Origin of the sequence: Microlunatus aurantiacus (assembly GCF_039536605.1) — a bacterium.
In the GTDB taxonomy this organism is placed as follows: domain Bacteria; phylum Actinomycetota; class Actinomycetes; order Propionibacteriales; family Propionibacteriaceae; genus Microlunatus; species Microlunatus aurantiacus.
Genome location: NZ_BAAAYX010000020.1, coordinates 101,718 through 124,964, shown reverse-complemented (window position 1 = coordinate 124,964; position 23,247 = coordinate 101,718). Strand labels below are relative to the sequence as shown.

The 23,247-nt window shown below is 70.6% G+C and carries 23 protein-coding genes and 1 tRNA gene; 1 reads left to right on the top strand and 23 read right to left on the bottom strand.

Annotated elements, in window-relative coordinates; all coding sequences use genetic code 11:
- Positions 1-60 precede the first annotated feature (60 nt).
- The gene (locus tag ABD714_RS18950; RefSeq protein ID WP_344814009.1) at positions 61-1,062 is read right to left on the bottom strand and encodes a glycoside hydrolase family 5 protein; all 1,002 of its coding nucleotides are present in this window, start codon (positions 1,060-1,062) and stop codon (positions 61-63) included.
- 30 nt (positions 1,063-1,092) lie between these two features.
- On the opposite strand from ABD714_RS18950, the gene ABD714_RS18945 reads away from it, so the two are divergent.
- Positions 1,093-1,872 (top strand): hypothetical protein, encoded by a 780-nt coding sequence (locus tag ABD714_RS18945; RefSeq protein ID WP_344814008.1) that lies wholly within the window; start codon positions 1,093-1,095, stop codon positions 1,870-1,872.
- Positions 1,873-1,935: 63 nt separating this feature from the next.
- Here the strand turns inward: ABD714_RS18945 and ABD714_RS18940 are convergent, their stop codons facing one another.
- The 22 genes from ABD714_RS18940 to ABD714_RS18835 all read right to left on the bottom strand — a co-directional run bounded on the left by ABD714_RS18940 (position 1,936) and on the right by ABD714_RS18835 (position 23,116).
- Complete coding sequence (locus tag ABD714_RS18940) at positions 1,936-2,391, bottom strand: DUF2550 domain-containing protein (protein ID WP_344814007.1); 456 nt, start codon at positions 2,389-2,391, stop codon at positions 1,936-1,938.
- Positions 2,392-2,441: 50 nt separating this feature from the next.
- Positions 2,442-2,843, bottom strand: coding sequence for a F0F1 ATP synthase subunit epsilon (locus ABD714_RS18935; protein ID WP_344814006.1), 402 nt, complete (start codon positions 2,841-2,843; stop codon positions 2,442-2,444).
- A gap of 36 nt (positions 2,844-2,879) precedes the next feature.
- Positions 2,880-4,334 (bottom strand): F0F1 ATP synthase subunit beta, encoded by a 1,455-nt coding sequence (gene atpD, locus ABD714_RS18930; protein WP_344814005.1) that lies wholly within the window; start codon positions 4,332-4,334, stop codon positions 2,880-2,882.
- A 50-nt stretch (positions 4,335-4,384) separates the two neighbouring features.
- Entirely contained in the window at positions 4,385-5,296 is a 912-nt protein-coding gene (locus ABD714_RS18925; protein ID WP_344814004.1) for a F0F1 ATP synthase subunit gamma, read from the bottom strand.
- A 40-nt stretch (positions 5,297-5,336) separates the two neighbouring features.
- Complete coding sequence (gene atpA, locus ABD714_RS18920; protein ID WP_344814003.1) at positions 5,337-6,971, bottom strand: F0F1 ATP synthase subunit alpha; 1,635 nt, start codon at positions 6,969-6,971, stop codon at positions 5,337-5,339.
- Positions 6,972-7,039: 68 nt separating this feature from the next.
- Entirely contained in the window at positions 7,040-7,834 is a 795-nt protein-coding gene (locus ABD714_RS18915) for a F0F1 ATP synthase subunit delta (RefSeq protein WP_344814002.1), read from the bottom strand.
- On the bottom strand, positions 7,834-8,385 hold the full coding sequence (locus ABD714_RS18910) for a F0F1 ATP synthase subunit B (RefSeq protein WP_344814001.1): 552 nt from the start codon (positions 8,383-8,385) through the stop codon (positions 7,834-7,836). The genes ABD714_RS18915 and ABD714_RS18910 overlap by 1 nt, the downstream gene beginning before the upstream one ends.
- Positions 8,386-8,395: 10 nt before the next feature.
- Positions 8,396-8,623 (bottom strand): ATP synthase F0 subunit C, encoded by a 228-nt coding sequence (gene atpE / locus ABD714_RS18905; protein ID WP_041792454.1) that lies wholly within the window; start codon positions 8,621-8,623, stop codon positions 8,396-8,398.
- A gap of 69 nt (positions 8,624-8,692) precedes the next feature.
- Entirely contained in the window at positions 8,693-9,502 is an 810-nt protein-coding gene (gene atpB / locus ABD714_RS18900) for a F0F1 ATP synthase subunit A (protein ID WP_344814000.1), read from the bottom strand.
- Complete coding sequence (locus ABD714_RS18895) at positions 9,499-9,798, bottom strand: AtpZ/AtpI family protein (protein WP_344813999.1); 300 nt, start codon at positions 9,796-9,798, stop codon at positions 9,499-9,501. The genes atpB and ABD714_RS18895 overlap by 4 nt, the downstream gene beginning before the upstream one ends.
- A gap of 68 nt (positions 9,799-9,866) precedes the next feature.
- Entirely contained in the window at positions 9,867-10,406 is a 540-nt protein-coding gene (locus ABD714_RS18890) for a Cg1360 family ATP-synthase-associated protein (protein WP_344813998.1), read from the bottom strand.
- Positions 10,407-10,565: 159 nt separating this feature from the next.
- The gene (locus tag ABD714_RS18885) at positions 10,566-11,699 is read right to left on the bottom strand and encodes an MraY family glycosyltransferase (protein WP_344813997.1); all 1,134 of its coding nucleotides are present in this window, start codon (positions 11,697-11,699) and stop codon (positions 10,566-10,568) included.
- 3 nt (positions 11,700-11,702) lie between these two features.
- On the bottom strand, positions 11,703-13,010 hold the full coding sequence (locus ABD714_RS18880; protein WP_344813996.1) for an L-threonylcarbamoyladenylate synthase: 1,308 nt from the start codon (positions 13,008-13,010) through the stop codon (positions 11,703-11,705).
- On the bottom strand, positions 13,007-13,885 hold the full coding sequence (gene prmC, locus ABD714_RS18875) for a peptide chain release factor N(5)-glutamine methyltransferase (RefSeq protein ID WP_344813995.1): 879 nt from the start codon (positions 13,883-13,885) through the stop codon (positions 13,007-13,009). The genes ABD714_RS18880 and prmC overlap by 4 nt, the downstream gene beginning before the upstream one ends.
- A 25-nt stretch (positions 13,886-13,910) precedes the next feature.
- A complete protein-coding gene (prfA, locus tag ABD714_RS18870; protein ID WP_344813994.1) occupies positions 13,911-14,981 on the bottom strand; it encodes a peptide chain release factor 1 in 1,071 nt (356 codons plus the stop codon).
- 75 nt (positions 14,982-15,056) lie between these two features.
- Positions 15,057-15,278, bottom strand: coding sequence for a 50S ribosomal protein L31 (rpmE, locus tag ABD714_RS18865; protein WP_344813993.1), 222 nt, complete (start codon positions 15,276-15,278; stop codon positions 15,057-15,059).
- A gap of 154 nt (positions 15,279-15,432) precedes the next feature.
- The gene (gene rho, locus ABD714_RS18860) at positions 15,433-17,484 is read right to left on the bottom strand and encodes a transcription termination factor Rho (RefSeq protein ID WP_344813992.1); all 2,052 of its coding nucleotides are present in this window, start codon (positions 17,482-17,484) and stop codon (positions 15,433-15,435) included.
- A gap of 411 nt (positions 17,485-17,895) precedes the next feature.
- Complete coding sequence (gene thrB, locus ABD714_RS18855) at positions 17,896-18,852, bottom strand: homoserine kinase (protein WP_344813991.1); 957 nt, start codon at positions 18,850-18,852, stop codon at positions 17,896-17,898.
- A complete protein-coding gene (thrC, locus tag ABD714_RS18850; protein WP_344813990.1) occupies positions 18,849-19,922 on the bottom strand; it encodes a threonine synthase in 1,074 nt (357 codons plus the stop codon). Before thrC ends, thrB begins: the two co-directional genes overlap by 4 nt.
- Positions 19,919-21,289: a homoserine dehydrogenase gene (locus tag ABD714_RS18845; protein ID WP_344813989.1), complete on the bottom strand. Its 1,371-nt coding sequence runs from the start codon at positions 21,287-21,289 to the stop codon at positions 19,919-19,921. Before ABD714_RS18845 ends, thrC begins: the two co-directional genes overlap by 4 nt.
- A 202-nt stretch (positions 21,290-21,491) precedes the next feature.
- Positions 21,492-22,898 (bottom strand): diaminopimelate decarboxylase, encoded by a 1,407-nt coding sequence (lysA, locus tag ABD714_RS18840; protein ID WP_344813988.1) that lies wholly within the window; start codon positions 22,896-22,898, stop codon positions 21,492-21,494.
- 143 nt (positions 22,899-23,041) lie between these two features.
- Positions 23,042-23,116: transfer RNA gene (locus tag ABD714_RS18835), tRNA-Arg, on the bottom strand.
- Between the last annotated feature and the right edge of the window lie 131 nt (positions 23,117-23,247).

Genomic DNA, 23,247 nt, shown 5'->3' with positions numbered 1-23,247 from the left:
GAGCGTGCCGTTCCTCCTCGTTCCTCCGCACGCCGGGCACGTCGGCTTCCCGCTCGTGTCCTAGAGCACTATCACGCCGGACTCGACCTGGTGGCGGAAGTTCCAGTCGTCCCGGGTGTTCGTCTTGTAGGACCAGTAGCACCAGCCGGCCGTCGCGGCGTAGCCGTCGAGCTGGGCGTCCACGTAGCCGCGGGCCAGGTCGGCCGGGGACTCCGGGCGTCCGACCAGGGCTGCCGGATCCATGGCCGCACTCCACTCGCCGACCAGCACGGGCTGCTTGCGCTGCAGCCGCGCGATCAGCTTGGCCCGCTTGCGCGCCTTGGCCAGGTGCTGCTCGTAGGACTTGCGGGTGTCCCAGGGGTAGAACGCCTGGTAGAAGTGGCAGTCCAGCACGACCGGGAACTCGGGCCGACCACGCAGGGTGCCGGTGAGCAACCACGGCACGTAGCCGTCGGAGAAGACCACCCGGGTGCCGGGGACGAGGATCTCGGTCAGCCGCCGGTACGCCCGGTGGTGGAACTCCCAGAGCCGCCAGATCCGCGGGTCCGTCGGCTCGTTGACGAGCTCGATCCCCCACAGGGCCGGGTGCTCGGCGTACCGGGCGGCCAGCTGCGCCAGCGCCTCCAGGCTGTCGTCCCGGTGCTGGGACGTGGTGTAGAACTCCCGCGGACCGACCCGACCGCTGTGGTCGCGACCGTTCTGCGACCCGAGCACGGCGTGCATGTCCAGCAGCACCTTCAGCCCATGGGCGCGGGCCCAGTCCATCGCCGCATCCAGCAGCTCGACGGCCGGCAGATAGGGCGGCGCGCCCCCCAGGGTCCAGTGACCCACCGGCAGCCGGACGAGGTCGAGACCGTGGTCGGCGATCCAGGCGAAGTCCTCCTCGGTGATGAACGTCTCCCGGTGACGCCGGATCAGCTCGGGACCGTGAGGGGTCTCCATCAGCGTGTGCTCGTCGACCGCCGAGGTGCCGGCGAACAGCGCCGGAGTCATCCACGGCTCGACCACGAACCAGCCACCCAGGTTCACTCCCCGCAACTGGTCACCCTCGATCTGCTGCACGGGGCCAGTATCGCGGTTAGCGTGGCGGGTATGACGACACCGGTGCGGGACGAGCCGCCGCCCGCCCCGCCGGAGGAGCTGGTGCTGGGTCCGCGCGAACAGCGGGAGCTTCCGCGCTGGGTGCCGATGGTGGCTCTCGCGCTCGGCGTGCTGGTCCTCGCCGGCGGCGCGGCCTGGCGCTTCTGGCCGCGGCCGGTCGAACCGCTGAGCCTCGCGGACGTGCAGAACACGTACGCCGGCATGGTCCGTGCGGACGGCACCAACGACGCGTCGGTGATGACTCGCCGGACCGTCACCGAGAACCCGGTCAGCGTCAAGCCGGAGGCCTGCGCGCCGCTGGTCGAGGCCACGGTGGCGAACCGGTTCCCCGCCGCTGCTCAGGACGGCGTGGGCACGTACTGGGTCGGGCGGGCCAGCACCATCTCGCTGTTCACGCTGCGCTTCGACCGGGTCGACCAGGCCGTTGCCGAGAGGTCCCGGATCGCCGCCGCCCTCGACACCTGCGCCGACCAGGAGGTCTTCGTACGCCAGACCGAGCCCGGCAGCGTCCAGGCGTGGAGAGCCACGGTGACCCGCACCCCGGCGGGGCCCAGCGACTCCGACCAGCTCGGCTACACCCTGTCCGGCGCGGACGGGTTGGCCGGTCCGGACGGTCTGATGGCCATTCAGCTGATGCCCTACCTGAACACGCTCACCTGGCAGTACCGCTACGAGTCCGGCACGGCGGCCTACGCGCCGTTGGCGGCGGACCAGCTGATGGGGAGCATGCGCACCCAGCTGGACGCCGTGGTGGCCGCCCGGCCGAAGTGACCCGGAGGCCGGGAACCTCGCGGGACCGTGCAGGGGACCGGAACCGGCACGGAAGCGTGACCGTCAGAGGCCTGGAGGTCGCGGCGGGGCCGCCTCCAACCAGCTGAGGAAACCGGTGAGCGAGTCGGTGGCCATGGCGATCTCCCAGGTCTGCCCGCCCGAGGCCGAGCCCACGTGCTCGACCAGCTCGACCACCTGCTGACCGGCGTAGAGGGCCACGGCCTCGACGGGATCGGGCTCGCGGCTGTTGACGACCCTGACCTCGTTGCGGAGGAAGGAGGCGCGCGGACGGGTCGAGTACGAGAAGAACCGGAACCACTCCAGCATCTCCGCGTTGTAGCGGGCCATGCCCAGCACCCAGCCGGCACCCGGTGTCGCCGTCTTGAGCCGGACGCTGCACTCGAAAAGCCCACCGTCGCGGGCCAGCACGCGGCGCCGGAGGGGCAGAGCAATCAGCGCCGCCGCCGCCAGCAGGGCGACGAGCACCACGACCACCAGGACCGCCAACCACCCATGCATCACGGCGAACCCTAGCAACGGTTGAGTTGCGGAGAAGTTGCGAGGCGCGACTAGCGGAGCTTCTCGGCGGCCCGGACCTGAGCACTCGCCAGCGCGAAGTGCTGCCGCGTGTCCAGGTCGTCCTCGCCGGCGTCGAGCCGAGACTGGGCGGCCGCCAGCTCTTTCTCGGCGTCCCGCAGGCTGATCTCCTCGGCCAGCATGGCGTACTCGCTGAGGATGGAGACCCGGCCATGAGCGACGGAGATGAAACCACCGTCGACCGCCACCACCTCACGGCTGGCGTCCTCGGCGAAGATCTCCACCGCCCCGGGAACCAGGACGGCCAGCACCGGCTCGTGCCCGGGCAGGATGCCGATGTCACCCTCGACGGTCTTGGCGATGATGTTGGTCGCCTTGCCCGACCAGACCACGCGGGTGGCCGAGACCACCTCGACCTGCATCGGATCAGCCATCGGACCGACCGCCCTTCACCTTGCTCAGGGACATGATCAGTTGCTCTTCTGCAGCTCGGACCAACGCTTCTCCACGTCCTCCATGCTGCCCACGTTGAAGAACGCCTGCTCGGCGATGTGGTCGACCTTGCCGGACACGATCATCTGGAAGGACTCGATGGTCTCCGCCAGCGGCACCGTCGAGCCGGGGATGTTGGTGAACTTCTCCGCCATGTACGTGTTCTGCGACAGGAACTGCTGGATCCGCCGCGCCCGGTTGACCATGATCTTGTCCTCTTCGGACAGCTCGTCGACACCGAGGATGGCGATGATGTCCTGCAGTTCCTTGTTCCGCTGCAGGATCTGCTTCACCTCCACCGCCACGTCGTAGTGCGCCTGACCGATGAACTGCGCATCCAGGATCCGGCTGGTCGACGACAGCGGGTCCACCGCCGGGTACAGACCACGCGAGGCGATCTCGCGCGACAGCTCCGTGGTGGCGTCCAGGTGGGCGAACGTCGTGGCCGGGGCCGGGTCGGTGTAGTCGTCGGCGGGCACGTAGATCGCCTGCATCGAGGTGATCGAGTGACCACGCGTCGAGGTGATCCGCTCCTGCAGCTGACCCATCTCGTCGGCCAGGTTCGGCTGGTACCCCACCGCCGACGGCATCCGGCCGAGCAGGGTCGACACCTCCGAGCCCGCCTGGGTGAACCGGAAGATGTTGTCCACGAACAACAGCACGTCCTGGTTCTGCACGTCGCGGAAGTACTCGGCCATGGTCAGCGCCGACAGCGCGACCCGCAGCCGGGTGCCGGGCGGCTCGTCCATCTGACCGAAGACCAGGGCGGTGTCCTTGAAGACGCCGGCCTCTTCCATCTCGTTGATCAGGTCGTTGCCCTCGCGGGTCCGCTCCCCCACCCCGGCGAACACCGAGGTGCCACCGAAGTTGTGGGCGATCCGGTAGATCATCTCCTGGATCAGCACGGTCTTGCCCACGCCCGCACCACCGAACAGACCGATCTTGCCGCCGGTCACGTACGGGGTCAGCAGGTCGAGCACCTTGATGCCGGTCTGCAGCATCTCCGTCTTCGGCTCGAGCTGGTCGAACTTCGGCGGATCCCGGTGGATCGGCCAGCGCTCGGTGATCTCGATGGTCGAGGGATCGACGTCCAGCACGTCCCCGGTCACCGACCACACGTGGCCCTTGGTGATGTCGCCCACCGGCACCGAGATCGGCGCACCGGTGTCCCGCACCTCAGCACCCCGCTTCATGCCGTCGGTCGGCTTCAGCGCGATCGCCCGGACCACGTTGTCGCCGATCTGCAGCGCCACCTCCATCGTCATGGTGCGGGTCACGCCGTTGACGGTCGTGTCCACCAGCAGGGCGTTGTAGATGTCGGGCATCTGGTCGGCCGGGAACTCGACGTCGACGACCGGTCCGATCACCCGGGAGACGCGTCCGGTCCCGCCGGCGGGAGCGTTCGTGGTGGTGTCTTCTGCTACTGCGGTCATAGTCCCTCGTTACCTCGTGTCGCTACTGGTGCTGGTGATGGTGGGTGGAGCTAGTCGGAGCCGGCGGACGCCTCGGCCAGGGCGGCGGCGCCGCCCACGATCTCGCTGATCTCCTGCGTGATCTCGGCCTGCCGGGCGGCGTTGGCCTCACGGGTGAGCCGTTCGATCAGCTGCTGGGCGTTGTCGGTGGCCGCCTTCATCGCCCGCTGCCGGCTGGCCAGCTCGGACGCCGCCGACTGGAGCAGGCAGGAGTAGACACGGCTGGCGACGTAGAGCGGCAGCAGCTCGTCGAGCACCGACTCGGCCTCGGGTTCGAAGTCGTAGAGCGGGTGCAGCTCGGACCGGTCGGTCGCCTCACCCTCCACCACCTCGAGCGGGAGCAGGCGGATGACCGTCGGTGTCTGGGTCAGCATCGAGACGAAGCGGGTGTAGACGATGTGGATCTCGTCCACACCGCCCTCCTCGGACGACTTGAGGAACGACTCGATCAGCGCGTCGGCGATGTCGCGGGCCTCCGCGTACGTCGGCGCGTCGGAGAACCCCTCCCACTGCCGGTGGATCTCGAATCCGCGGAAGGTCGCGAAGGCGATCGCCTTGCGCCCGGCCAGGAACCGCTGGACCCGCAGACCGCCGCGCTCGAGCAGCTCCCGCAGCTGGGAGGCCTGCTTCAGCACCGACGAGGAGTAGGCCCCGGCCAGACCGCGGTCGGAGGTGATCACCAGGATGGCCGCGCCCTTCGGGTCGGACACCTGCATGGTCAGCGGGTGGTTGATCTCCGGCGCGTCGGTGGCGACCGCCGACACCGCCCGGGTGAGCTCGCGGGCGTACGGCAGCGCCTGCTGAGCACGCTGCTGGGCCTTGACGATCCGGGAGGACGCGATCAGCTCCATCGCCCGGGTCACCTTCTTGATGGTGGTGACCGAGGCGCGGCGCTGTCGCAGCTCCCTCAGGCTGGCCGGCATGGTTGATCCTTCCTGGCTTCGACGTCGACGCAGGTGCGCATCAGCGCTTCTGCTTGACGATCTGCTCCTGGTTGACGTCGTCTTCCTCGAGCGGCTCGTAGTCCTCGCGACCGGCGAGGAGCTTGCCGTCGGACGTCTGGAAGCCCTTCTTGAACTCCGCGATCTGGCCACGCAGAGCCTCGGCGGTGTCGTCGTCGAAGACCTTCGACTCCCGGATGTTGGTCAGGGCGTTGCCGTTGTGGCGGAGGTGGTCGAGCAGCTCGCGCTCGAACCGCAGGACGTCGTCGACCGGGACCTCGTCCATCAGACCCTGCAGGCCCGCCCACACCGACACGACCTGGTCCTCCACCGGGTACGGGGAGTACTGCGGCTGACGCAGCAGCTCGGTCAGTCGGCTGCCCCGGTCCAGCTGACGCCGGGTGGTGGCGTCCAGGTCGGAGGCGAACATGGCGAACGCCTGCATGTCGCGGAACTGCGCCAGCTCCAGCTTCAGCGAGCCGGCCACGCTCTTCATCGCCTTGATCTGCGCGGCGCCACCCACCCGGGACACCGACACACCGACGTCGATGGCCGGTCGCTGGTTGGCGTTGAACAGATCCGACTGCAGGAAGATCTGGCCGTCGGTGATGGAGATGACGTTGGTCGGGATGTAGGCCGACACGTCGTTGGCCTTGGTCTCGATGATCGGCAGACCGGTCATCGAGCCGCTGCCGAGCTCCTTGGACAGCTTGGCGCAGCGCTCGAGCAGCCGGCTGTGCAGGTAGAAGACGTCACCCGGGTACGCCTCGCGACCCGGCGGGCGGCGGAGCAGCAGCGACATCGACCGGTAGGCCTCGGCCTGCTTCGTCAGGTCGTCGAACACGATCAGGACGTGCTTGCCCTGGTACATCCAGTGCTGACCGATGGCCGAGCCGGTGTAGGGGGCGATGTACTTGTAGCCCGCGGGGTCGGAAGCCGGCGAGTTCACGATGGTCGTGTACGCCAGCGCTCCCGCCTCCTCCAGCTGACCGCGGATCGAGGCGATGGTGGAGTTCTTCTGCCCGATGGCGACGTAGATGCAGCGCACCTGTGCCTCCGGGTCGCCGGACTCCCAGGCCGCCTTCTGGTTCATGATCGTGTCGATCGCGATGGCGGTCTTGCCGGTCTTGCGGTCGCCGATGATCAGCTGCCGCTGGCCCCGGCCGACCGGGATCATGGCGTCGATGGCCTTGATGCCGGTCTGCAGCGGCTGCCGGACCTCCTGGCGTTCCATCACGCCGGCGGCCTGCAGCTCCAGCGGCCGTCGCTCGTCGATGTCGGTGATGTCGCCGAGCCCGTCGATGGGCGTGCCCATGGCGTTCACCGTCCGACCGAGGTAGCCGTCGCCGACGGGCACGGAGAGGATGTCGCCGGTGCCGCGCACCGCCTGGCCCTCCTCGATGCCCTCGGAGTCACCGAGCACCACGACGCCGATCTCACGGACGTCCAGGTTCAAGGCGATGCCCAGCACGCCGTTCTCGAACTCGAGCAGCTCGTTGGCCATGGCCGAAGGCAGGCCCTCGACCCGGGCGATGCCGTCACCGGAGGTGACGACCGTGCCGACCTCCTCGCGGGTCGAGGTCTCCGGCTGGTAGTTCTGGACGAACCGGTCCAGGGCCTCCCGGATCTCTTCCGGTCGAATCGTCAGTTCCGCCATCGTTTCCTCATCCGATCTTCGTTACTCAGTGGCTTGTCAGGGGGCTGATCAGCAGCGCTCGGCGCTGGTCAGGAGAAGAGCTTGCGCGCCTCGGCCAGCCGGCCGGACACGGTCCCTTCGATGACCTCGGTGCCGAGCTCGACCCGGACCCCGCCCAGCAGGTCCGGTTCGACGATGACCTGCAGCGCGATGTCGCGTCCGACCTGGCGGGCCAGGCCCGCCCGCAGTCGCTGCAGCTGGTCCTCGGTCAGCGGTCGGGCGACCCGCACCGTGGCGATCACCCGGTTCTTCTGCGCCGCCGCGAGGTTGATGTAGCTCTCCAGCGCGTGGCCGTACGTCCGCTCGCGCGACCCGACGGCGCGCTTCGCCAGCACCACGGTGCTCGGAGTGGCCCGGCCCTGCAGCAGCTCGTCGACCAGGCTCTCGCGGTGGGACTCGCCCACCGCACGCTCGGACAACGCGTTGCGCAGCGCCCCGTCGGACTCGACCACCCGGGCGAACCGGAACAGCTCGTCCTCGGTCTCGTCCAGCTGGCCCGCCCGGTCGGCCCGGAACAGCTCCGAGCGGACGGCCTGGCGCTCGAGCGCGGCCGTGAAGGTGCGCCCGCCCGACCAGCGGCGCTGGGCGGCCCGGGCCACGAACTCGATGCAGGTGACAGAGACCTTCCCGGCCAGCACCCCGCGGACGAAGTCACGCCGGGCGTTCTCCGGCGTGCCCGGGTCGGTGATGACCCGACGCAGCGTCGCCGAGGAGTCCAGCGCGTCGACCACGGCGAAGAGCTCCGCGGCCAGGTCGTCGTGCGGACCCCACTCGTCGAGCAGCTCGTCGAGCACGCCGAGACGGTTCTCCAGCGGTTCAGCCATCAGGTCCCAGCCGGGGTGTTGGCGTCGGTGCTGTCGGACTCCAGGTCGGCCAGGAAACGGTCGACGGTACGGCGAGCCCGCTCGTCGTCGGTCAGGGACTCACCCACGATCCGGCCGGCGAGGGTGGTGGCCAGGCCGCCGACCTCGCTCCGGAGCTGGGTCAGCACCTGGGTCCGCTCGGCCTCCAGCTGCGCCTCGGCCGACGAGCGGATCCGAGCCGCCTCCGCCTGGGCCTGCTCGCGCAGCTCGGCGATGATCTGGGTGCCCTGGGTCTTGGCGTCCTCGCGGATCTTGGCCGCCTCGGTGCGGGCTTCGGCCAGCTGCGCCTGGTACGTCTTCAGCGCCGCCTCGGCCTCCGCCTGCGCCTTCTCGGCCTTCTCCATGCCGCCCTGGATCGCGGCGGTGCGTTCGGCGTACGTGGCCTCGAACCGCGGCACCACGACCTTGGCGATGATCACGGTCAGGATCGCCACGAACACGATCGAGGCGATGATCTCCGCCAGCTCGGGAACCAGCGGGTTCGTGGCGTACGGGATGAGAAGCGACGTCATGATGGTCAGATCACAGACCGCCGAAGACGAAGGCCAGGGCGATACCGATGATCGCCAGGGCCTCGGTCACGGCGAAGCCGATCCAGGCGGTACCCATCATGGCGCCGCGCGCCTCGGGCTGACGGGCGGTGCCCTGGATGACGGAGGCGAAGATCAGACCCACGCCGATGCCCGGGCCGATGGCGGCGAGGCCGTAGCCGACGATGCCGAGCGAGCCGGTGAGCTCCAGTGGAGACATGTACAACATTCCTTTCGGTATTCCGCTGGGGGTTCAGCCGAATCTTGGGTGGACGAAGGGGAAAAGTGGTCAGTGTTCCTCGGCCAGCGAGGACGACAGGTAGACCGCTGTGAGCACGGTGAAGATGAAGGCCTGCAGGCACTGGACGAAGATCTCCAGCCCGAAGATGGCCATGCTGAAGACCAGGGCGACACCGCCGGCCACGTGGTTGACGATGCTCCCACCGTGCAGCAGCAGGTACTCCCCACCGACGACGAAGACCACGACGAGCAGGTGGCCGGCGAACATGTTGGCGAAGAGTCGCAGAGCCAGCGTGACGGGCCGGACGATGATGTTGGAGAAGAACTCCAGCGGGATGATCAGCGGCCACATGAAGACAGGCACGCCCGACGGCAACGTGGAGACCTTCAGGTAGCCACCGAGGCCGTGCTTGGCGATGCCCACGGCGTTGTACACGATCCACACCATGGCGGCCAGACCGTATGCCCAGCCGGCGTGCGCGAAGGTCGGCATCAAGGTGAGCGGGAAGACGCCCCACAGGTTGTTGAGCAGGACGAAGGAGAACAGCGCGATCAGCCACGGCAGGAACCTGCGGAAGTCGTGGCCGAGGTTGTCCCGGGCGATCGAGTTGCGGATGAAGAAGTACGCCGTCTCGCCCACGAACTGGCCCTTGCTCGGCACCATCGCCCGCTTCCGGGACATCACGACCCAGAAGATGATGATGATGACGGTGGCGACCAGCGCCTGCAGGAAGTACTTGTCCAGCCACGGCATGCTCGGGAAGATCGGCGGCAGATCGAACAGCTCCGGGCTCGGCGGGACGTAGCCCTCCTCGCCACCGGTCTCCAGCGGCAGCAGCCCCATGGTCAGCAGGCTCAACGCGCTCCCTCTCCAGTCGTGGTCGTCGGCAGGCTCTGGGCGGTCGAGTCCTCGACCTGCCCGAAGCGCCGGATGATGGTGTAGGCCGCGGAGGCCGCGCCGAGCACGATGCCCACCGGCAGCCAGAATCCGGTGCCCAGCAGCCGGTCGGCCAGCCAGCCGAGCGCGCCGTAGAGCGCGACCCCGGCGATCAGGTAGGACAGGACCCGCAGTCCCTCGTTCATCCCGACCGCGTGACTGTGCACCTGACCCCCCTCCTCCTCCGCCCGGCGACGCTGCTTCATGGCGATGGACACGCTAGCAGCCCGCTGCGACGGCCGGACCGGCTGGACGCGCCGCTGCGATGCGCCGTGCTGAGCGGTGCTCACTGCTGGTCCTCGTCGGTGCTGGGCGAGACGTACTCGGTGTCGTAGGCGCCGATCCGCAGCCGGTTGAAGACCCAGACCTCGGCCACGATCCAGCCCACCACCACGGCGACGGTGGTGAGGAAGATGGCCATCGGCCACAGCGCCGGGAAGGCGTCGCTGTTCTTGTTGTAGACCAGCAGCACCAGCCCCAGCACGACGACGCGAGCGGTGTAACTGGCCATCGAGACGGCGAGCAGGGTCCGGGCGCCGGCGTCGGCGAAGGCCACCATCACCAGCTGACCGACCCCGTAGAAGAACAGGACCATGGCGGCGGCCAGACCCGCCGACGCCAGTCCGCGGGTGCCGTCCAGGACGGTGAAGAGGACCAGTGACAGCAGTGCCGCCGCCACGCCGCCGACCAGCCCGCCGACCAGCAGCTTGCGCGCCCGGACGACGTGGATGCTCGGTCCGCTCACGATGGCCTCGCTGTCGCTCGTCGACACGTTCGGGGACCGCTCCGCCGCGGCCGCGGAGGCCTGCCGGTGGGGGGTCGTCATCGAAGCGTCGTCCTCGTCATCAGGGGATCAGCGAACGCGGGAGCGTGCCGCAGGCGTAGGGCGAAAGTGTTCGTGAAAACTATCACGAAGCACCCACCGAACCAGAACTCCGACTGGTCCGGTGTGAGCAGGCTCTCGCGGGGCCGTCCGGGCGTGTCGTCAGGCTCCACCGACGGTGCTGCGGGGGCGCCGCTCGCCCCGGACCGGGCGCCCCAGGGTGGCCAGCAGCAGCACCACCGCGATCACCAGGACCACCGCGACGACCTGCCACTGCCGGTCGGTGCGGACCAGCCCCAGGATGATCACCCCGAACGACACCAGGGCCGACCAGATGTACATCAGCAGCACGGCCCGGCGCTGGCTGTGCCCGCGCTCGAGGAGGCGGTGGTGCAGGTGCTGCTTGTCCGGCAGGAACCACCAGCGGCCCGCGTACGTGCGACGCACGAAGGCCATGATCAGGTCGAGGAACGGCAGCGACAGGATCGCCAGAGGCAGCACCAGGGGCAGCACCAGCGGCATCAGCCCGCTCTGGCCGTCGGTCAGCTGTGACGGATCGAGCTGCCCGGTCAGGCTGATGGTGGAGGCGGCGAGCAGCAGCCCCAGCAGCATCGCCCCCGAGTCCCCCATGAACATCCGGGCGGGGAAGAAGTTGTGCGGGAGGAACCCCAGGCAGGCGCCCGCGATGGCGACGGTGATCAGGCTCGAGGTGGTGGCCCGGGTCAGGTCCTGACTGACCACGAGCACGTACGAGTACGCGAAGAACGCGCACGCTCCGATGCCGACCACCCCGGTGGCCAACCCGTCCAGCCCGTCGACGAAGTTGACTGCGTTCGAGCACAGCACGATGAAGAAGACGGTGATGGCCACCGATGCGCCGAAGTCCAGCGAGACCAGCTGGCCCGGTAACGGGATCCACAGCATCCGGACCCCGAGGGCCACGACGATGCCCGCCGCGAGCACCTGCCCGGCGAACTTGGTCAGCGCGGACAGGTCGTAGAGGTCGTCCAGGACGCCGACCGCGCAGATCACGCCGGCGGCGATCAGCACCGCCAGCGAGTCCTGCTGGACCAGCACCTGCCGACCGAGGAACGGCAGCTGCCAGGCCAGCACGATGGCCGCCCCGACGCCGGCGAACATGGCCACGCCCCCGAAGTAGGGCATGGCCACGGTGTGGACGTCGCGGTCCCGCACCTGGGCCAGGGCCCCGGTCCGCAGCGCGATCCGGCGGCAGACGCCGCTGGCCAGGAAGGTCACCGCGGCGGCGACCAGCAGCACCAGCAGGTACTCCCGCACGGGCTAGACCCTCGGGTCCGAGGTGGGCGCGTCGCCGGTCGGCCGGTCGGCCTCGAACAGGTCGGGCTGGTCGATGTCGTGGTCGGGGTGGGTGATGCGCAGCTCGTCGGTGGTCGGCTCGTGCCAGTCCTCCTCCGCGCGGGGCGGACCCGCGCCGGCGGGGGGCGGCTCGGCGAGGCTCTCGATCTGCTGACGGACGTCCTCGGCCGAGTCCAGCGGTTCGGCCGCCCCGCCGCCATCGGTCCCGTCGCCATCGGTCCCGTCGCCATCGGTCCCGTCGCCATCGGTCGCGTCGCCATCGGTCGCGTCGCCATCGGTCGCGTCGGTACCGGGCTCGTCGCCATCGGTCGCGTCGGTACCGGCCTCGTCGGTGCCCGGCTGCTCCGGGTCGTCCTCGTCCGGCTCGGCGACGTCGGCATCGGCCGGGTCGTCCTCGACGAGGTCCTCGAGGTCCGGCAGCGTCTCGCGCAGCACGGCCAGGCTCAGGGCGCCGCGACGGAGCACCTGGCCGTGGTCGGCCTGGGTGAAGTCCACGATGGTGGAGGCGGCCTGCCCGTCCTCGCCCACCCGTCCGCCGTCGAGGTAGACCGACACGTTCGCACCCAGCTGGGCGATGGCGTCGTCGCAGGACAGGGCGGCCGGCAAGCCGCTGATGTTGGCGCTGCTGACCGCCATCGGACCGGTCGCCCGGAGGATGTCCCGGGCCAGCTCGTGGTCGGGCACCCGCAGGGCCACGGTGCCCTCGGTCTCGCCCAGGTCCATCTTCAGACTCGGCTGCCGCTTGAGGATGATCGTCAGCGGTCCCGGCCAGTGCCGGGCGACCAGCTCGCGTGCCGCATCCGGGATGTCCGTAGCCAGGGCGCGGATCAGCGACGGCTCCCCGATCAGGACCGGGGGCGGCATGTCACGACCGCGGACCTTGGCGTCCAGCAGCCGCTGCACCGCCTCGCCGTTGAAGGCGTCCGCCCCGATCCCGTACACGGTGTCGGTGGGGAGCACGATGCACTCCCCCGCCTCGATCGCCGCCCGGGCGTCGTCCTCGGCGCGGGAGACGACTTCCGGATCACCGCCGACGCAGTCCCAGCGTCGGTAGCCGAGATCGATCTCGGTCTCGCTGTCGGCGGCCTCCGGGTGGTCAGGGGTGTCAGGGGTGTCAGGGGCTTCGGAGGTCTCGGCGGCGGCGGGGGCGTCGGCCTGCTCCGCGGGCGACGCGCTCGACGGCTGCACCGGGCTGTCCTGCTCGGGCTGGGTCTCGGGGTCGGACGCGTTTCCGGGACCGGTCACGGTCGCCGGGTCGGGCTGAGCACTCACTCGTCCCATCCTGCCAGAGGCGACGAGGTGCGGACGGCCGTGACGAACCGTGGCCGTCCGGTCAGATCGCGGTGGTCCCGCACGGTCCGGTAGGCCGCGGAGGCCACGACCACGGCAGGCGCGGCGTCGACCTGGACCTCGGCGTGCTCGAAGGTCAGCCGGCCGCCGGGCTTCAGCAACCGGGCTGCGGTCGCGGTGAGCACCCGGATGGCGTCCAGTCCGTCGTCGCCGGAGAACAGGGCGATGGTGGGGTCGTGGTCGCGGGCCTCGGCCACCACCGAGTCGTACGCCTCCAGCGGGACGTAGGGCGGGTTGCAGATGACCAGGTCCACGGTCCCGTCGAGCTCGGCCAGGCTGTCGGCCATGTCGCCCAGCAGCAGGGTGACGTCGGTGTCCGCGAGGTTGCGCTCGGCCCAGGCGTGCGCCTCGGGCGACACCTCGACCGCGAACACCCGGCTTCCCGGCACCTCGGTGGCCACGGCCTTGGCGATGGCACCGGAGCCTGTGCACAGGTCGACCACGACCGGCGGCGCGTCCCCGGCCGGTCGCTCGCGCAACCGGTCGACGGCCCACCCGGTCATCACCTCGGTCTCCGGCCGCGGGACGAAGGCTCCCGGCCCGACCGCCAGCGTCAGGTAGCGGAAGTGCGCCTCGGCGGTCAGGTGCTGCAGCGGTACCCGGGCACTGCGGTGCGCCAGCAGCGTCGCGAACCGCTCGGCCTGGTCCGCACTGACCGGGTCGGTGCGAGCGAGGAGCATCGGCCGTCGGTGCAGCACGTGGGACAGCAGCTCACGGGCGTCGTGAGCCGGGCTGGGCACCCCGGCGGAGGTCAGCCGATGGGTCGCCTCGTCCAGCAGCGCGCCGACGGTCGTCACCGGGCCGCCGGCGGGCCGTCGGACCTCACGAGCCGGCCGCCAGCCGCTCGGCGGTGTCGGCCTCCTGCAACGCCTCGACCACGGCCTGGAGCTCGCCGTTCAGGACCTGGTCCAGGTTGTAGGCCTTGTAGCCGATGCGGTGGTCGGCGATCCGGTTCTCCGGGTAGTTGTAGGTGCGGATCCGCTCCGAGCGGTCGACCGTGCGGACCTGGGAGCGGCGCGCCGCCGACGCCTCCTGGGCGGCGGCCTCCTCGGCCGCGGCGGTCAGCCGGGACCGCAGCATCCGCATCGCCTGCTCGCGGTTCTGCAGCTGGGAGCGCTCGTTCTGGCAGGACACGACGATGCCGGTGGGCAGGTGGGTGATGCGTACCGCCGAGTCGGTGGTGTTGACCCCCTGGCCACCCGGACCGGAGGAGCGGTAGACGTCGATCCGCAGGTCGCCCTCGTCGATGGCGACCTCGGACTCCTCCACCTCGTGCATCACCAGCACGCCGGCGGCGGAGGTGTGCACCCGGCCCTGGGACTCGGTGACGGGGACCCGCTGCACGCGGTGGACACCGCCCTCGAACTTCAGCACGCCGTACGGCATCTGGTCGGGCTCACCCAGCGAGGCCGCCTTGATGCCGACGGTGACCGACTTGTAGCCCCCGAGGTCGGTCTCCTGGGCGTCCAGGACCTCGACCTTCCAGCCGCGGGTGGCCGCGTAGCGGGTGTACATGTTGAGCAGGTCGCCGGCGAACAGGGCCGACTCCTCGCCGCCCTCGCCGGACTTGATCTCCAGCAGCGCGTCGGAGGAGTCGTTCGGGTCGCGCGGAGCCAGCAACCGGGTCAGCCGGTCGATGACGGGTCCCAGCCGGGCCTGCAGCTCGTCCGCCTCGTCGGCGAAGGCGGGATCCTCCGCCCCCAGCTCGCGGGCCGCGGCCAGGTCGTCGGTCAGGCTGTCGTACTCGGTCAGGGCCTTGACGATGGGCGTCAGTTCGGCGTAGCGCCGTCCCACCTTGCGTGCCCGGGCCAGGTCGCTGTGCACGGCGGGGTCCGACAGCGCGGCCTCCAGCTCGGTGAACTCAGCGCGCAGCGCGTCGGCCGACTCGAACACGGTCCCGTCCCTCCTGTTTCGTCCCCGGACACACGTACGCTCCCGGATCTCGCGATCCGGGAGCGTAGGTGGAGGTCACTTCTTGGCTGCAGCCTTCTGCGCGTACCGCTTCTCGAAGCGGGCCACCCGGCCACCGGTGTCGAGGATCTTCTGCTTGCCGGTGTAGAAGGGGTGGCAGGCCGAGCACACGTCGGCGCGGATGACGCCGCTGGCGTTCGTGCTGCGCGTGGTGAACGTGTTGCCGCAGGTGCAGGTCACCTGGGTGTCCACGTACGTCGGGTGGATGTCGGGCTTCATGGTGTTCTCCTTGTTCCGGCACCGGGTCGCCATGGTCGGGATCGACGGGCGTGAACCGGCACCAACGGATCAGTGTGCCGCAGCAGGACCCGCGGCACCAAACCCTCCAACCAGCACGGCGTCGGATTTAGTCCCGCGGGGACAGCGTCGTGGGCTACTCGCCCCGACCCGGGATCGACTTGGTGATCGCTCCCAGGAACTCGGCGTTGCTGCCGGTCTTGCGCAGCCGATCGAGCAGCATCTCCAGACCCTGCAGGTTCTCCCCGCCGGACAGCACGCGGCGCAGCTTCCAGATGATGTTGAGCTCCTCGCGGCTCATCAGGAGCTCTTCGCGACGGGTGCTGGACGCGTCGACGTCGATGGCCGGGAAGATCCGCTTGTCGGCGAACTCGCGCCGCAGGCGCAGCTCCATGTTGCCGGTGCCCTTGAACTCCTCGAAGATCACCTCGTCCATCTTCGAGCCGGTCTCGATCAGGGCGGTGGCCAGGATGGTGAGCGAGCCACCGTGCTCGATGTTGCGGGCCGCGCCGAAGAACTTCTTGGGCGGGTAGAGGGCTGCCGAGTCCACACCGCCGGACAGGATCCGGCCGCTGGCCGGGGCCGCGATGTTGTAGGCCCGGCTCAGGCGGGTGATGCCGTCGAGCAGCACGACCACGTCGTGACCGAGCTCGACCAGTCGCTTGGCCCGCTCGATCGCCAGCTCGGCGACAGTGGTGTGGTCCGTGGCCGGGCGGTCGAACGTCGAGGCGATCACCTCGCCGTGCACGGTGCGCTGGAAGTCGGTGACCTCCTCGGGTCGCTCGTCGACCAGCACCACCATCAGGTGCACCTCGGGGTTGTTGGCCGCGATGGCGTTGGCGATGGTCTGCATCGCCATCGTCTTGCCGGCCTTGGGCGGGGAGACGATCAGACCGCGCTGACCCTTGCCCACCGGAGCAAGCAGGTCGATGATCCGACCCATCAGCTGGTTGGGGGCGGTCTCCAGCTTGAGCCGCTCCTGCGGGTAGAGCGGGGTCAGCTTGGCGAACTCCGGACGGTTGCGCGCCTGCTCGGGGTCCGCACCGTTGATCGTGTCGACCCGGACCAGCGGGTTGAACTTCTCCTTGCGGTCACTGTCCTGCGGCGCCCGGATCGCACCGGTGAGCACGTCACCCTTGCGCAGCCCGAGCTTCTTCACCATCGACAGCGACACGTACGCGTCGTCGGAACCGGGCAGGTAGCCGGAGGTTCGGACGAAGGCGTAGCTGTCGAGGACGTCGAGGATGCCGTTGATCGGGGTCAGGACGTCGTCCTCGGAGACCACCGGCTCGGACTCGTAGCGGTCCATGCCGCCACCGGAGCTGCGTCCGCCGGTCCGGCGGTTCTGCCGGTCACGGCTGCGACGACGCCGGCCGCGACGGTTGCCGCCGTCCTCGTCCAGGTCGTTGGAGCGGTTGTCGTTGCCCCGGTCGTTGGAGCGGTTGTCGTTGCCCCGGTCGTTGGACCGGTTGTCGTTGGACCGGTTGTCGTTGGACCGGTTGTCGTTGCCCCGGTTGCTCTGGCGCTGCTGGTCCCGGTTGTTGCCGCCGTTGCGGTCGTTGCCGCCGTTGCGGTCCCCGCCGTTGCGGTCGTTCCCGCCGTTGCGGTCGTTCCCGCCGTTGGCGCCCCGGTCGTTGCCGCCGTTCTGGCGGTCACCGTTCTGACGTTCCGAGCGGTCGCCCTCCTGGCGCTCCGAGCGGTCGCTCTCCCGGCGCTCGCGTGGCTGCTCGTCGGTGCCGCCGGTCGAGTCGTCGCCGGACCGCTCGGTCCGGGGCCGCTGCTCCCGTCCGTCGCCGCCCTGCTGGCGCGCGTCCTGACGGTCCTGGCGCTCGTTCTCGATCCGTGGCTCGCGCTCGGCGCGCGGCTGGTCGTTCCGCTCGCGCTCGGCGCGCGGCTGGTCGTTCCGCTCGGCCCGCGGCTGGTCGCCGCGCCGGGCCTCGGTACGAGTGGTGTCCTCGGGGGTGTTCTCAGCGCGAGGGGTGGCAGCCGGCGCGGTCTCCAGCGTGGGCTGGCTCTCCCGGGGTGCCCGGCGCTCCGGCGCCGCGGCGTTGCCGCTGTTCCCGCCGCCGCCGTTGCCGGTGCCGCCCGACTGGGCGGAGCGGATGGCGTCGATCAGCTGACCCTTGCGGAGCCCGCCGGCCTTGACCCCGAGGGACGAGGCCAGCTGCTTGAGCTCGGGCAGCACCATGCCATCGAGGCCGGCACCCCTGCGCCGACGACGGTCACCCGACTCTTCGGACGGGGCGGTCTGCGCTTCGGCGATGTCTGTCACGAATGTCCTTTCGGAGTGGGCGATCGACGCCCAGTCCAGATTCACATCGGTCCGCCGCGGTCGGTTCGCTCACGTACGGCTCGGTGTCTTCGTAGGTCGATCCGGTGCCACCGCATGCTTCGGTGGTGTCGGAGTGGTGACGGAGGTCGGAACTGGTCCGTCGCGCCGGACCTGTCGGCGCTTTGGCCGGAACGGTACACGGCTCGTCAGGGGGAAATCCGACGCGGTTCACCGTTCGGCTGCAGAAAGGCTAGCACCATCGCGAAGCGATTGGGCACCAGGCGCCCGTGGTGAGCCTCACGTGTTGCAACGGCGGTGCAGTCCGTCCTATTCCGCTCCGCCGACGGTGACCCGGGCACCCGGTCCGACTCCACCGCGGCGGACGACGAAGCCCTGCGCCGCGGGCACCCACCCGGCAGCCTCGGCCGCCGCCAGGTCCGTGCTGTCACCCAGCACCAGGACCGTCGGACCGGCACCGCTGATCACCGCCGCGAGACCTGCTCCGCGCAGCTGGGTCATCAGCTCGGCGGACTTCGGCATGGCCGGCTTGCGGTACTCCTGGTGCAGCCAGTCCCGGGTCGCCTCCCACAGCAGATCGGTCCGGCCGGCGATGGCCTCGACCAGCAGGGCGGCCCGCGCGCTGTTGGCGGCGGCGTCGACGTGCTGAACCCGGGCCGGCAGCAGGGCGCGCGCCGCCTTGGTGGCCATCGCCTGGCCGGGAGTGAAGGTGGCGACCGCCAGGTCCGACGCCACCCGGCCCTCGACCACGGCCACCCCCTCCCGACCCTCGTAGGCCAGCACGAAGCCCCCGTAGACGGCGGCGGCGACGTTGTCCGGGTGGCCCTCGATGGCGGTCGCGTGCCGCAGGGTCCAGGCCGGGTCGGGTTCGCGCCCCGCCAGGGCCCGGGCGGCCAGCAGCCCCGCGACGATGGCGGCCGAGGACGAGCCCAGCCCGCGACCGTGCGGGATGGTGTTGTGACAGTCCAGCCGCAGGCCGGAGGCCGAGACGCCCAGGTCGGCGAGTCCCAGCAGGGTCGAGCGGATGATGAGATGGGTCTCGTCCCGCGGCACCTGGTCCGCTCCCTCGCCGCTCACGGCGAGGTGGAAACCACTCGGCTCGGTCCGCAGCGTGACCCGCTCACGCCAGTCGAGGGCCAGTCCGAAGCAGTCGAACCCCGGTCCGAGGTTCGCGCTGGTGGCGGGCACCTCGACCACCACCTCCCGGCCCACGGCGAGCGTCCCACCCCTGGGGCGGGGACCGGTCACCGGCCGCGACGCGGTCATCCCGCCAGGCCGCAGGCCTGGGCGACCTTGGTCAGCTCCGCGGCCACCACCTCGGCCTGGACGGTCTTGCCCGAGAGGGCGGTGTCGATGTCCTTGAGACCGTGCCCGGTGACGGTGACCACGATGCGCTGGCCCCGGTCGACCTCGCCGCGCTGGGCCAGGCCGAGCAACCCGGCCACCCCGGCAGCCGACGCCGGCTCGACGAAGACACCCTCCCGGGCGGCCAGAAACCCTTGTGCCGCGAGGATCTCGTCGTCGGTCACGGCGCCAAAGCGACCGCCCGACTCCTCCTTGGCCGCCACCGCGAGCGTGGTCGAGGCGGGGTCGCCGATCCGGATGGCGGTGGCCACGGTCTCCGGGTTCCGCACCGGGTGACCCAGCACCAGCGGGGCCGCACCGGCCGCCTGGAAGGCCCACATGCGTGGTCGCCGGCTGGCGATGCCCGCCTCGGCGTACTGGACGTAGCCCCGCCAGTAGGCCGAGATGTTGCCTCCGTTGCCGACCGGCAGCACATGCAGGTCCGGCGCGTCGCCGAGGTCGTCCACCACCTCGAAGGCCGCGGTCTTCTGGCCCTCGATCCGGACCGGGTTGACCGAGTTGACCAGCGCCACCGGGTAGCTCTCGGCCAGCGACCGGGCCAGCCGGAGGCAGTCGTCGAAGTTGCCCTCGACCTGCACCACCTGGGCGCCGTGCACGATGGCCTGAGCCAGCTTGCCGGCCGCGATCCGGCCGGCGGGCAGCAGCACGATCGGCTTCAGACCACCACGGGACGCGTACGCCGCCGCCGACGCCGAGGTGTTGCCGGTCGAGGCGCAGACAACCGCCTCCGCACCCTCGCCGGCGGACACGCTGACCGCCACCGTCATCCCCCGGTCCTTGAAGGAGCCGGTGGGGTTGGCGCCCTCGACCTTCAGCCACACCTCGCAGCCGAGACGCTCCGACAGGACCTGCGCCGGCACCAGCGGCGTGGTGCCCTCGCCGAGGGTGATCACCGGCGTGGTGTCGGTCACCGGCAGCCAGGACCGGTAGCGGTCGATCACCCCTCGTCGGACCCCCTGCACGACACTCATACGTCACCTTCCACTCGCATCACACTGGCCACCTCGCGGACCGCCGGCAGCGTCCGCAGTGCTCGTACGGTCGCCGACAGCGCCGCGTCCCGGGCCCGGTGGGTCACGATGACCAGCTGGGCGTCGGATCCGCGCCCCGCCTGCCGCACGGTCTGGATGGAGACCCCGTGCTCGGCGAAGCAGGTGGCGATGCTGGCCAGGACGCCGGTCACGTCGGCCACCTCCAAGGAGATGTGGTAGCGGGTGACCACGTCGTCGATGGGGCTGACCGGGCGGGCGGCATAGCTCGACTCCCCCGGTCCGGCGGCCCCGCGGACCCGGTTGCGGGCGACGGTGACCAGGTCGCCGAGCACGGCGCTGGCCGTCGGCGAGCCGCCGGCCCCGGGACCGTAGAACATCAGCCGACCGGCCGAGCGGGACTCGACGAACACGGCGTTGTAGGCGCCGCCGACCGAGGCGAGCGGATGGCTCCGGGGGATCATCGCCGGGTGCACCCGGACCGACACGCTGCGCTGTCCGTCGGCGTCCGGGTCGGCCAGCTCGCAGATGGCCAGCAGCTTGACCACGAACCCGATCGCACGGGCCGAGGCGATGTCGGAGGTGGTGACGTCGGTGATGCCCTCGCGGTAGACGTCGGCCGCGGTCACCCGGGTGTGGAAGGCCAGGCTGGCCAGGATGGCGGCTTTGGCCGCGGCATCGAAACCCTCCACGTCGGCGGTCGGGTCCGCCTCGGCGTAGCCCAGGGCCTGGGCGTCGGACAGGGTCTCGGCGAAGCCGGCGCCCTCGCCGTCCATCTTGTCCAGGATGAAGTTGGTGGTGCCGTTGACGATGCCGATCACCGAGGTGATCTCGTCGCCGACCAGGGACTCGCGCAACGGCCGCACGATCGGGATGGCCCCGGCCACCGCCGCCTCGAAGTAGAGATCGACCCCCGCATCCTCGGCGGCGGTGAACAGGGTGGCGCCGTCCTCGGCCAGCAGGGCCTTGTTGGCGGTGACCACCGAGGCGCCGTGCCGCAGCGCGGACAGGATCAGCGTGCGGGCGGGCTCGATGCCACCGATCACCTCGACCACCAGGTCGACGTCGTCGCGACCGACCAGGGCCTCGGCGTCGGTGGTGAACAGCTCGGGGTCCAGTCCGGCCCGCGGGCGGTTGAGCCGCCGTACGGCGATCCCGACCAGCTCGAGGGGCCGGCCGATCCGTGCCTGCAGGTCGGCCGAGGAGTCGATGAGCAGCCGCGCCACCTCAGAACCGACCGTGCCGCACCCGAGCAGCGCCACCCGGAGGGGCTGGCCGGAGCGCGGCGAGGAGCCCGACGGATCGGGACGCGCAGCGGTCTGCGGTCGCGACACCGCCTCGGTGGTCATCGTCACTTCTGCCTCACGTCGTCCTGTCGTCGGAGTCCGGCCGATCGCCGGACGGGACCCTTGGCTGTCCCGACTCCCGTCGTGCTGTCCTCACTCACCACCCACACCCCGAGCGGCGGGCGAGCGGCAGTTCATTCTTCCCCATCGCCCGCGGCCGGTGGTAACCGTGGCCGTTGGTGACCGTCGCCGCCGAGCACGACCCCTAGCCGACGTCCAGCCGCAGCAGGTCGTCCAAGGTCTCGCGTCTCAGCAGGGTGGAGATCCGCCCGTCCCGGACCGCGACCACCGGTGGTCGCGGCACGTGGTTGTAGTTGCTGGCCATCGACCGGCTGTAGGCGCCGCTCGCCGGCACGGCGAGCAGGTCCCCGGGCGCGATGTCCGCGGGCAGGAACTCGTCCCGGACGAGGATGTCCCCGCCCTCGCAGTGCTTCCCCACCACCCGGGCGATGGCCGGGCCCGCGTCGGAGCGGCGCGAGGCCAGGGTGGCGGAGTACTCCGCGGCGTAGAGCGCCGTCCGGATGTTGTCGCTCATCCCCCCGTCCACCGCCACGTAGGTGCGGACCGCGTCGCCGTCGAGGTGGACCGGCTTGACCGTGCCCACCGTGTAGAGCGCGAAGGCGCTGGGTCCGCTGATCGCCCGACCCGGTTCGATGGACAGGTGCGGGACGGCGACCCCGTGGGCCGCGCACTCGGTCTCCACGATGCGCCGCATGGCGGCGGCCAGGTCCGCCGGCCGGGCCGGGGTGTCGGCGCTGGTGTAGGCGATCCCGAAGCCCCCGCCCAGATCCATCTCGGGTGGCTCGAACCCGGTCTCCGCCGCGAACGCGGCGTGCAGCTGAAGCGTCCGACGGGCCGCCACGGCGAAGCCCTCGGCGTCGAAGATCTGGGAGCCGATGTGGGAGTGGATCCCGGCCAGGTCGAGGTCAGGGGCGGTGTGGACCGCGCGCAGGGCGTCGAGGGCCTGGCCCGAGGAGATCGAGAACCCGAACTTCTGGTCCTCGTGCGCGGTGGCGATGTACTCGTGGGTGTGCGCCTCGACCCCGGTGGTGACGCGCACCATGATGCGCGGGCGCTCACGTCGACCCCGCGCCGCGACCAGCCGGCCGATCCGCTCGATCTCGTCGAAGGAGTCGGCGATGATCCGTCCCACCCCCGCGTCCAGGGCGAGCTCGATCTCCGCCTCGCTCTTGTTGTTGCCGTGCAGGCCGATCGTGCGCGGGTCGACCCCGGCCCGCAGGGCGACGGTCAGCTCGCCGCCGGTGCAGACGTCGACCCCGAGACCCTCCTCGGCCACCCAGCGGGCGACCGCGGTGCAGAGGAAGGACTTGCCGGCGTAGTAGACGTCCCAGCCCGCGAAGGCGGTGGCGAAGTCCCGGGCCCGGCTGCGCAGGTCATCCTCGTCGACCACGTAGACCGGCGTGCCGACCTCGTCGGCGATGTCGTTCACGCTGCGCCCGGCCACGGTGAGCACGCCGTCCTCGTCCTTGTCGACGTTGCGGCTCCACAGCGCGGGCAACAGGTCGTTGACGTTGCCGGGCACCCCCAACCAGCCGGGTGCGCGACTGAGGACGTCGGCGTGGATCGAGCCGGCGACATGCGTGTGGGTCACCGGCCCACCCTCTCAGAGCGCGCTGGGCCCGACGGGCGGAGGCCACCACCTGGACCGCCACCGAGCAGCTCACCCGGCACCACCCGTCCGGACAGCAGACAGCGGACCCGCCTGCCGGCGAGTCCGCTGTCGTGCTGCTTCCCTGGCGCCCCCGGCAGGATTCGAACCTGCGCTCCCGCCTCCGGAGGGCGATGCTCTATCCCCTGAGCTACGGGGGCTCGGCGCCTGGGCCGAGGGAGACTGTACCAGTGGTGCGCGGGCCACGACGAACCGTGGAGCTCGACCGATCGGGCGCGTCGTGCGCGGCCCGGTCAGCCCGAAAACGCCTCGCCACGCCGAGAGCGGGCAC

What these genes read in the sequence shown, in the direction of transcription:
- atpD (WP_344814005.1), bottom strand. Translation starts at nt 4,334, where the DNA reads ATGACCGCAGTAGCAGAAGACACCACCACGAACGCTCCCGCCGGCGGG.
- thrC (WP_344813990.1), bottom strand. Translation starts at nt 19,922, where the DNA reads ATGAGTGTCGTGCAGGGGGTCCGACGAGGGGTGATCGACCGCTACCGG.
- ABD714_RS18910 (WP_344814001.1), bottom strand. Translation starts at nt 8,385, where the DNA reads ATGACGTCGCTTCTCATCCCGTACGCCACGAACCCGCTGGTTCCCGAG.
- rpmE (WP_344813993.1), bottom strand. Translation starts at nt 15,278, where the DNA reads ATGAAGCCCGACATCCACCCGACGTACGTGGACACCCAGGTGACCTGC.
- rho (WP_344813992.1), bottom strand. Translation starts at nt 17,484, where the DNA reads ATGGTGCTGCCCGAGCTCAAGCAGCTGGCCTCGTCCCTCGGGGTCAAG.
- thrB (WP_344813991.1), bottom strand. Translation starts at nt 18,852, where the DNA reads ATGACCGCGTCGCGGCCGGTGACCGGTCCCCGCCCCAGGGGTGGGACG.
- ABD714_RS18845 (WP_344813989.1), bottom strand. Translation starts at nt 21,289, where the DNA reads ATGACCACCGAGGCGGTGTCGCGACCGCAGACCGCTGCGCGTCCCGAT.
- ABD714_RS18945 (WP_344814008.1), top strand. Translation starts at nt 1,093, where the DNA reads ATGACGACACCGGTGCGGGACGAGCCGCCGCCCGCCCCGCCGGAGGAG.
- ABD714_RS18925 (WP_344814004.1), bottom strand. Translation starts at nt 5,296, where the DNA reads ATGCCGGCCAGCCTGAGGGAGCTGCGACAGCGCCGCGCCTCGGTCACC.
- ABD714_RS18890 (WP_344813998.1), bottom strand. Translation starts at nt 10,406, where the DNA reads ATGACGACCCCCCACCGGCAGGCCTCCGCGGCCGCGGCGGAGCGGTCC.
- atpE (WP_041792454.1), bottom strand. Translation starts at nt 8,623, where the DNA reads ATGTCTCCACTGGAGCTCACCGGCTCGCTCGGCATCGTCGGCTACGGC.
- ABD714_RS18935 (WP_344814006.1), bottom strand. Translation starts at nt 2,843, where the DNA reads ATGGCTGATCCGATGCAGGTCGAGGTGGTCTCGGCCACCCGCGTGGTC.
- ABD714_RS18915 (WP_344814002.1), bottom strand. Translation starts at nt 7,834, where the DNA reads ATGGCTGAACCGCTGGAGAACCGTCTCGGCGTGCTCGACGAGCTGCTC.
- ABD714_RS18940 (WP_344814007.1), bottom strand. Translation starts at nt 2,391, where the DNA reads ATGCATGGGTGGTTGGCGGTCCTGGTGGTCGTGGTGCTCGTCGCCCTG.
- atpA (WP_344814003.1), bottom strand. Translation starts at nt 6,971, where the DNA reads ATGGCGGAACTGACGATTCGACCGGAAGAGATCCGGGAGGCCCTGGAC.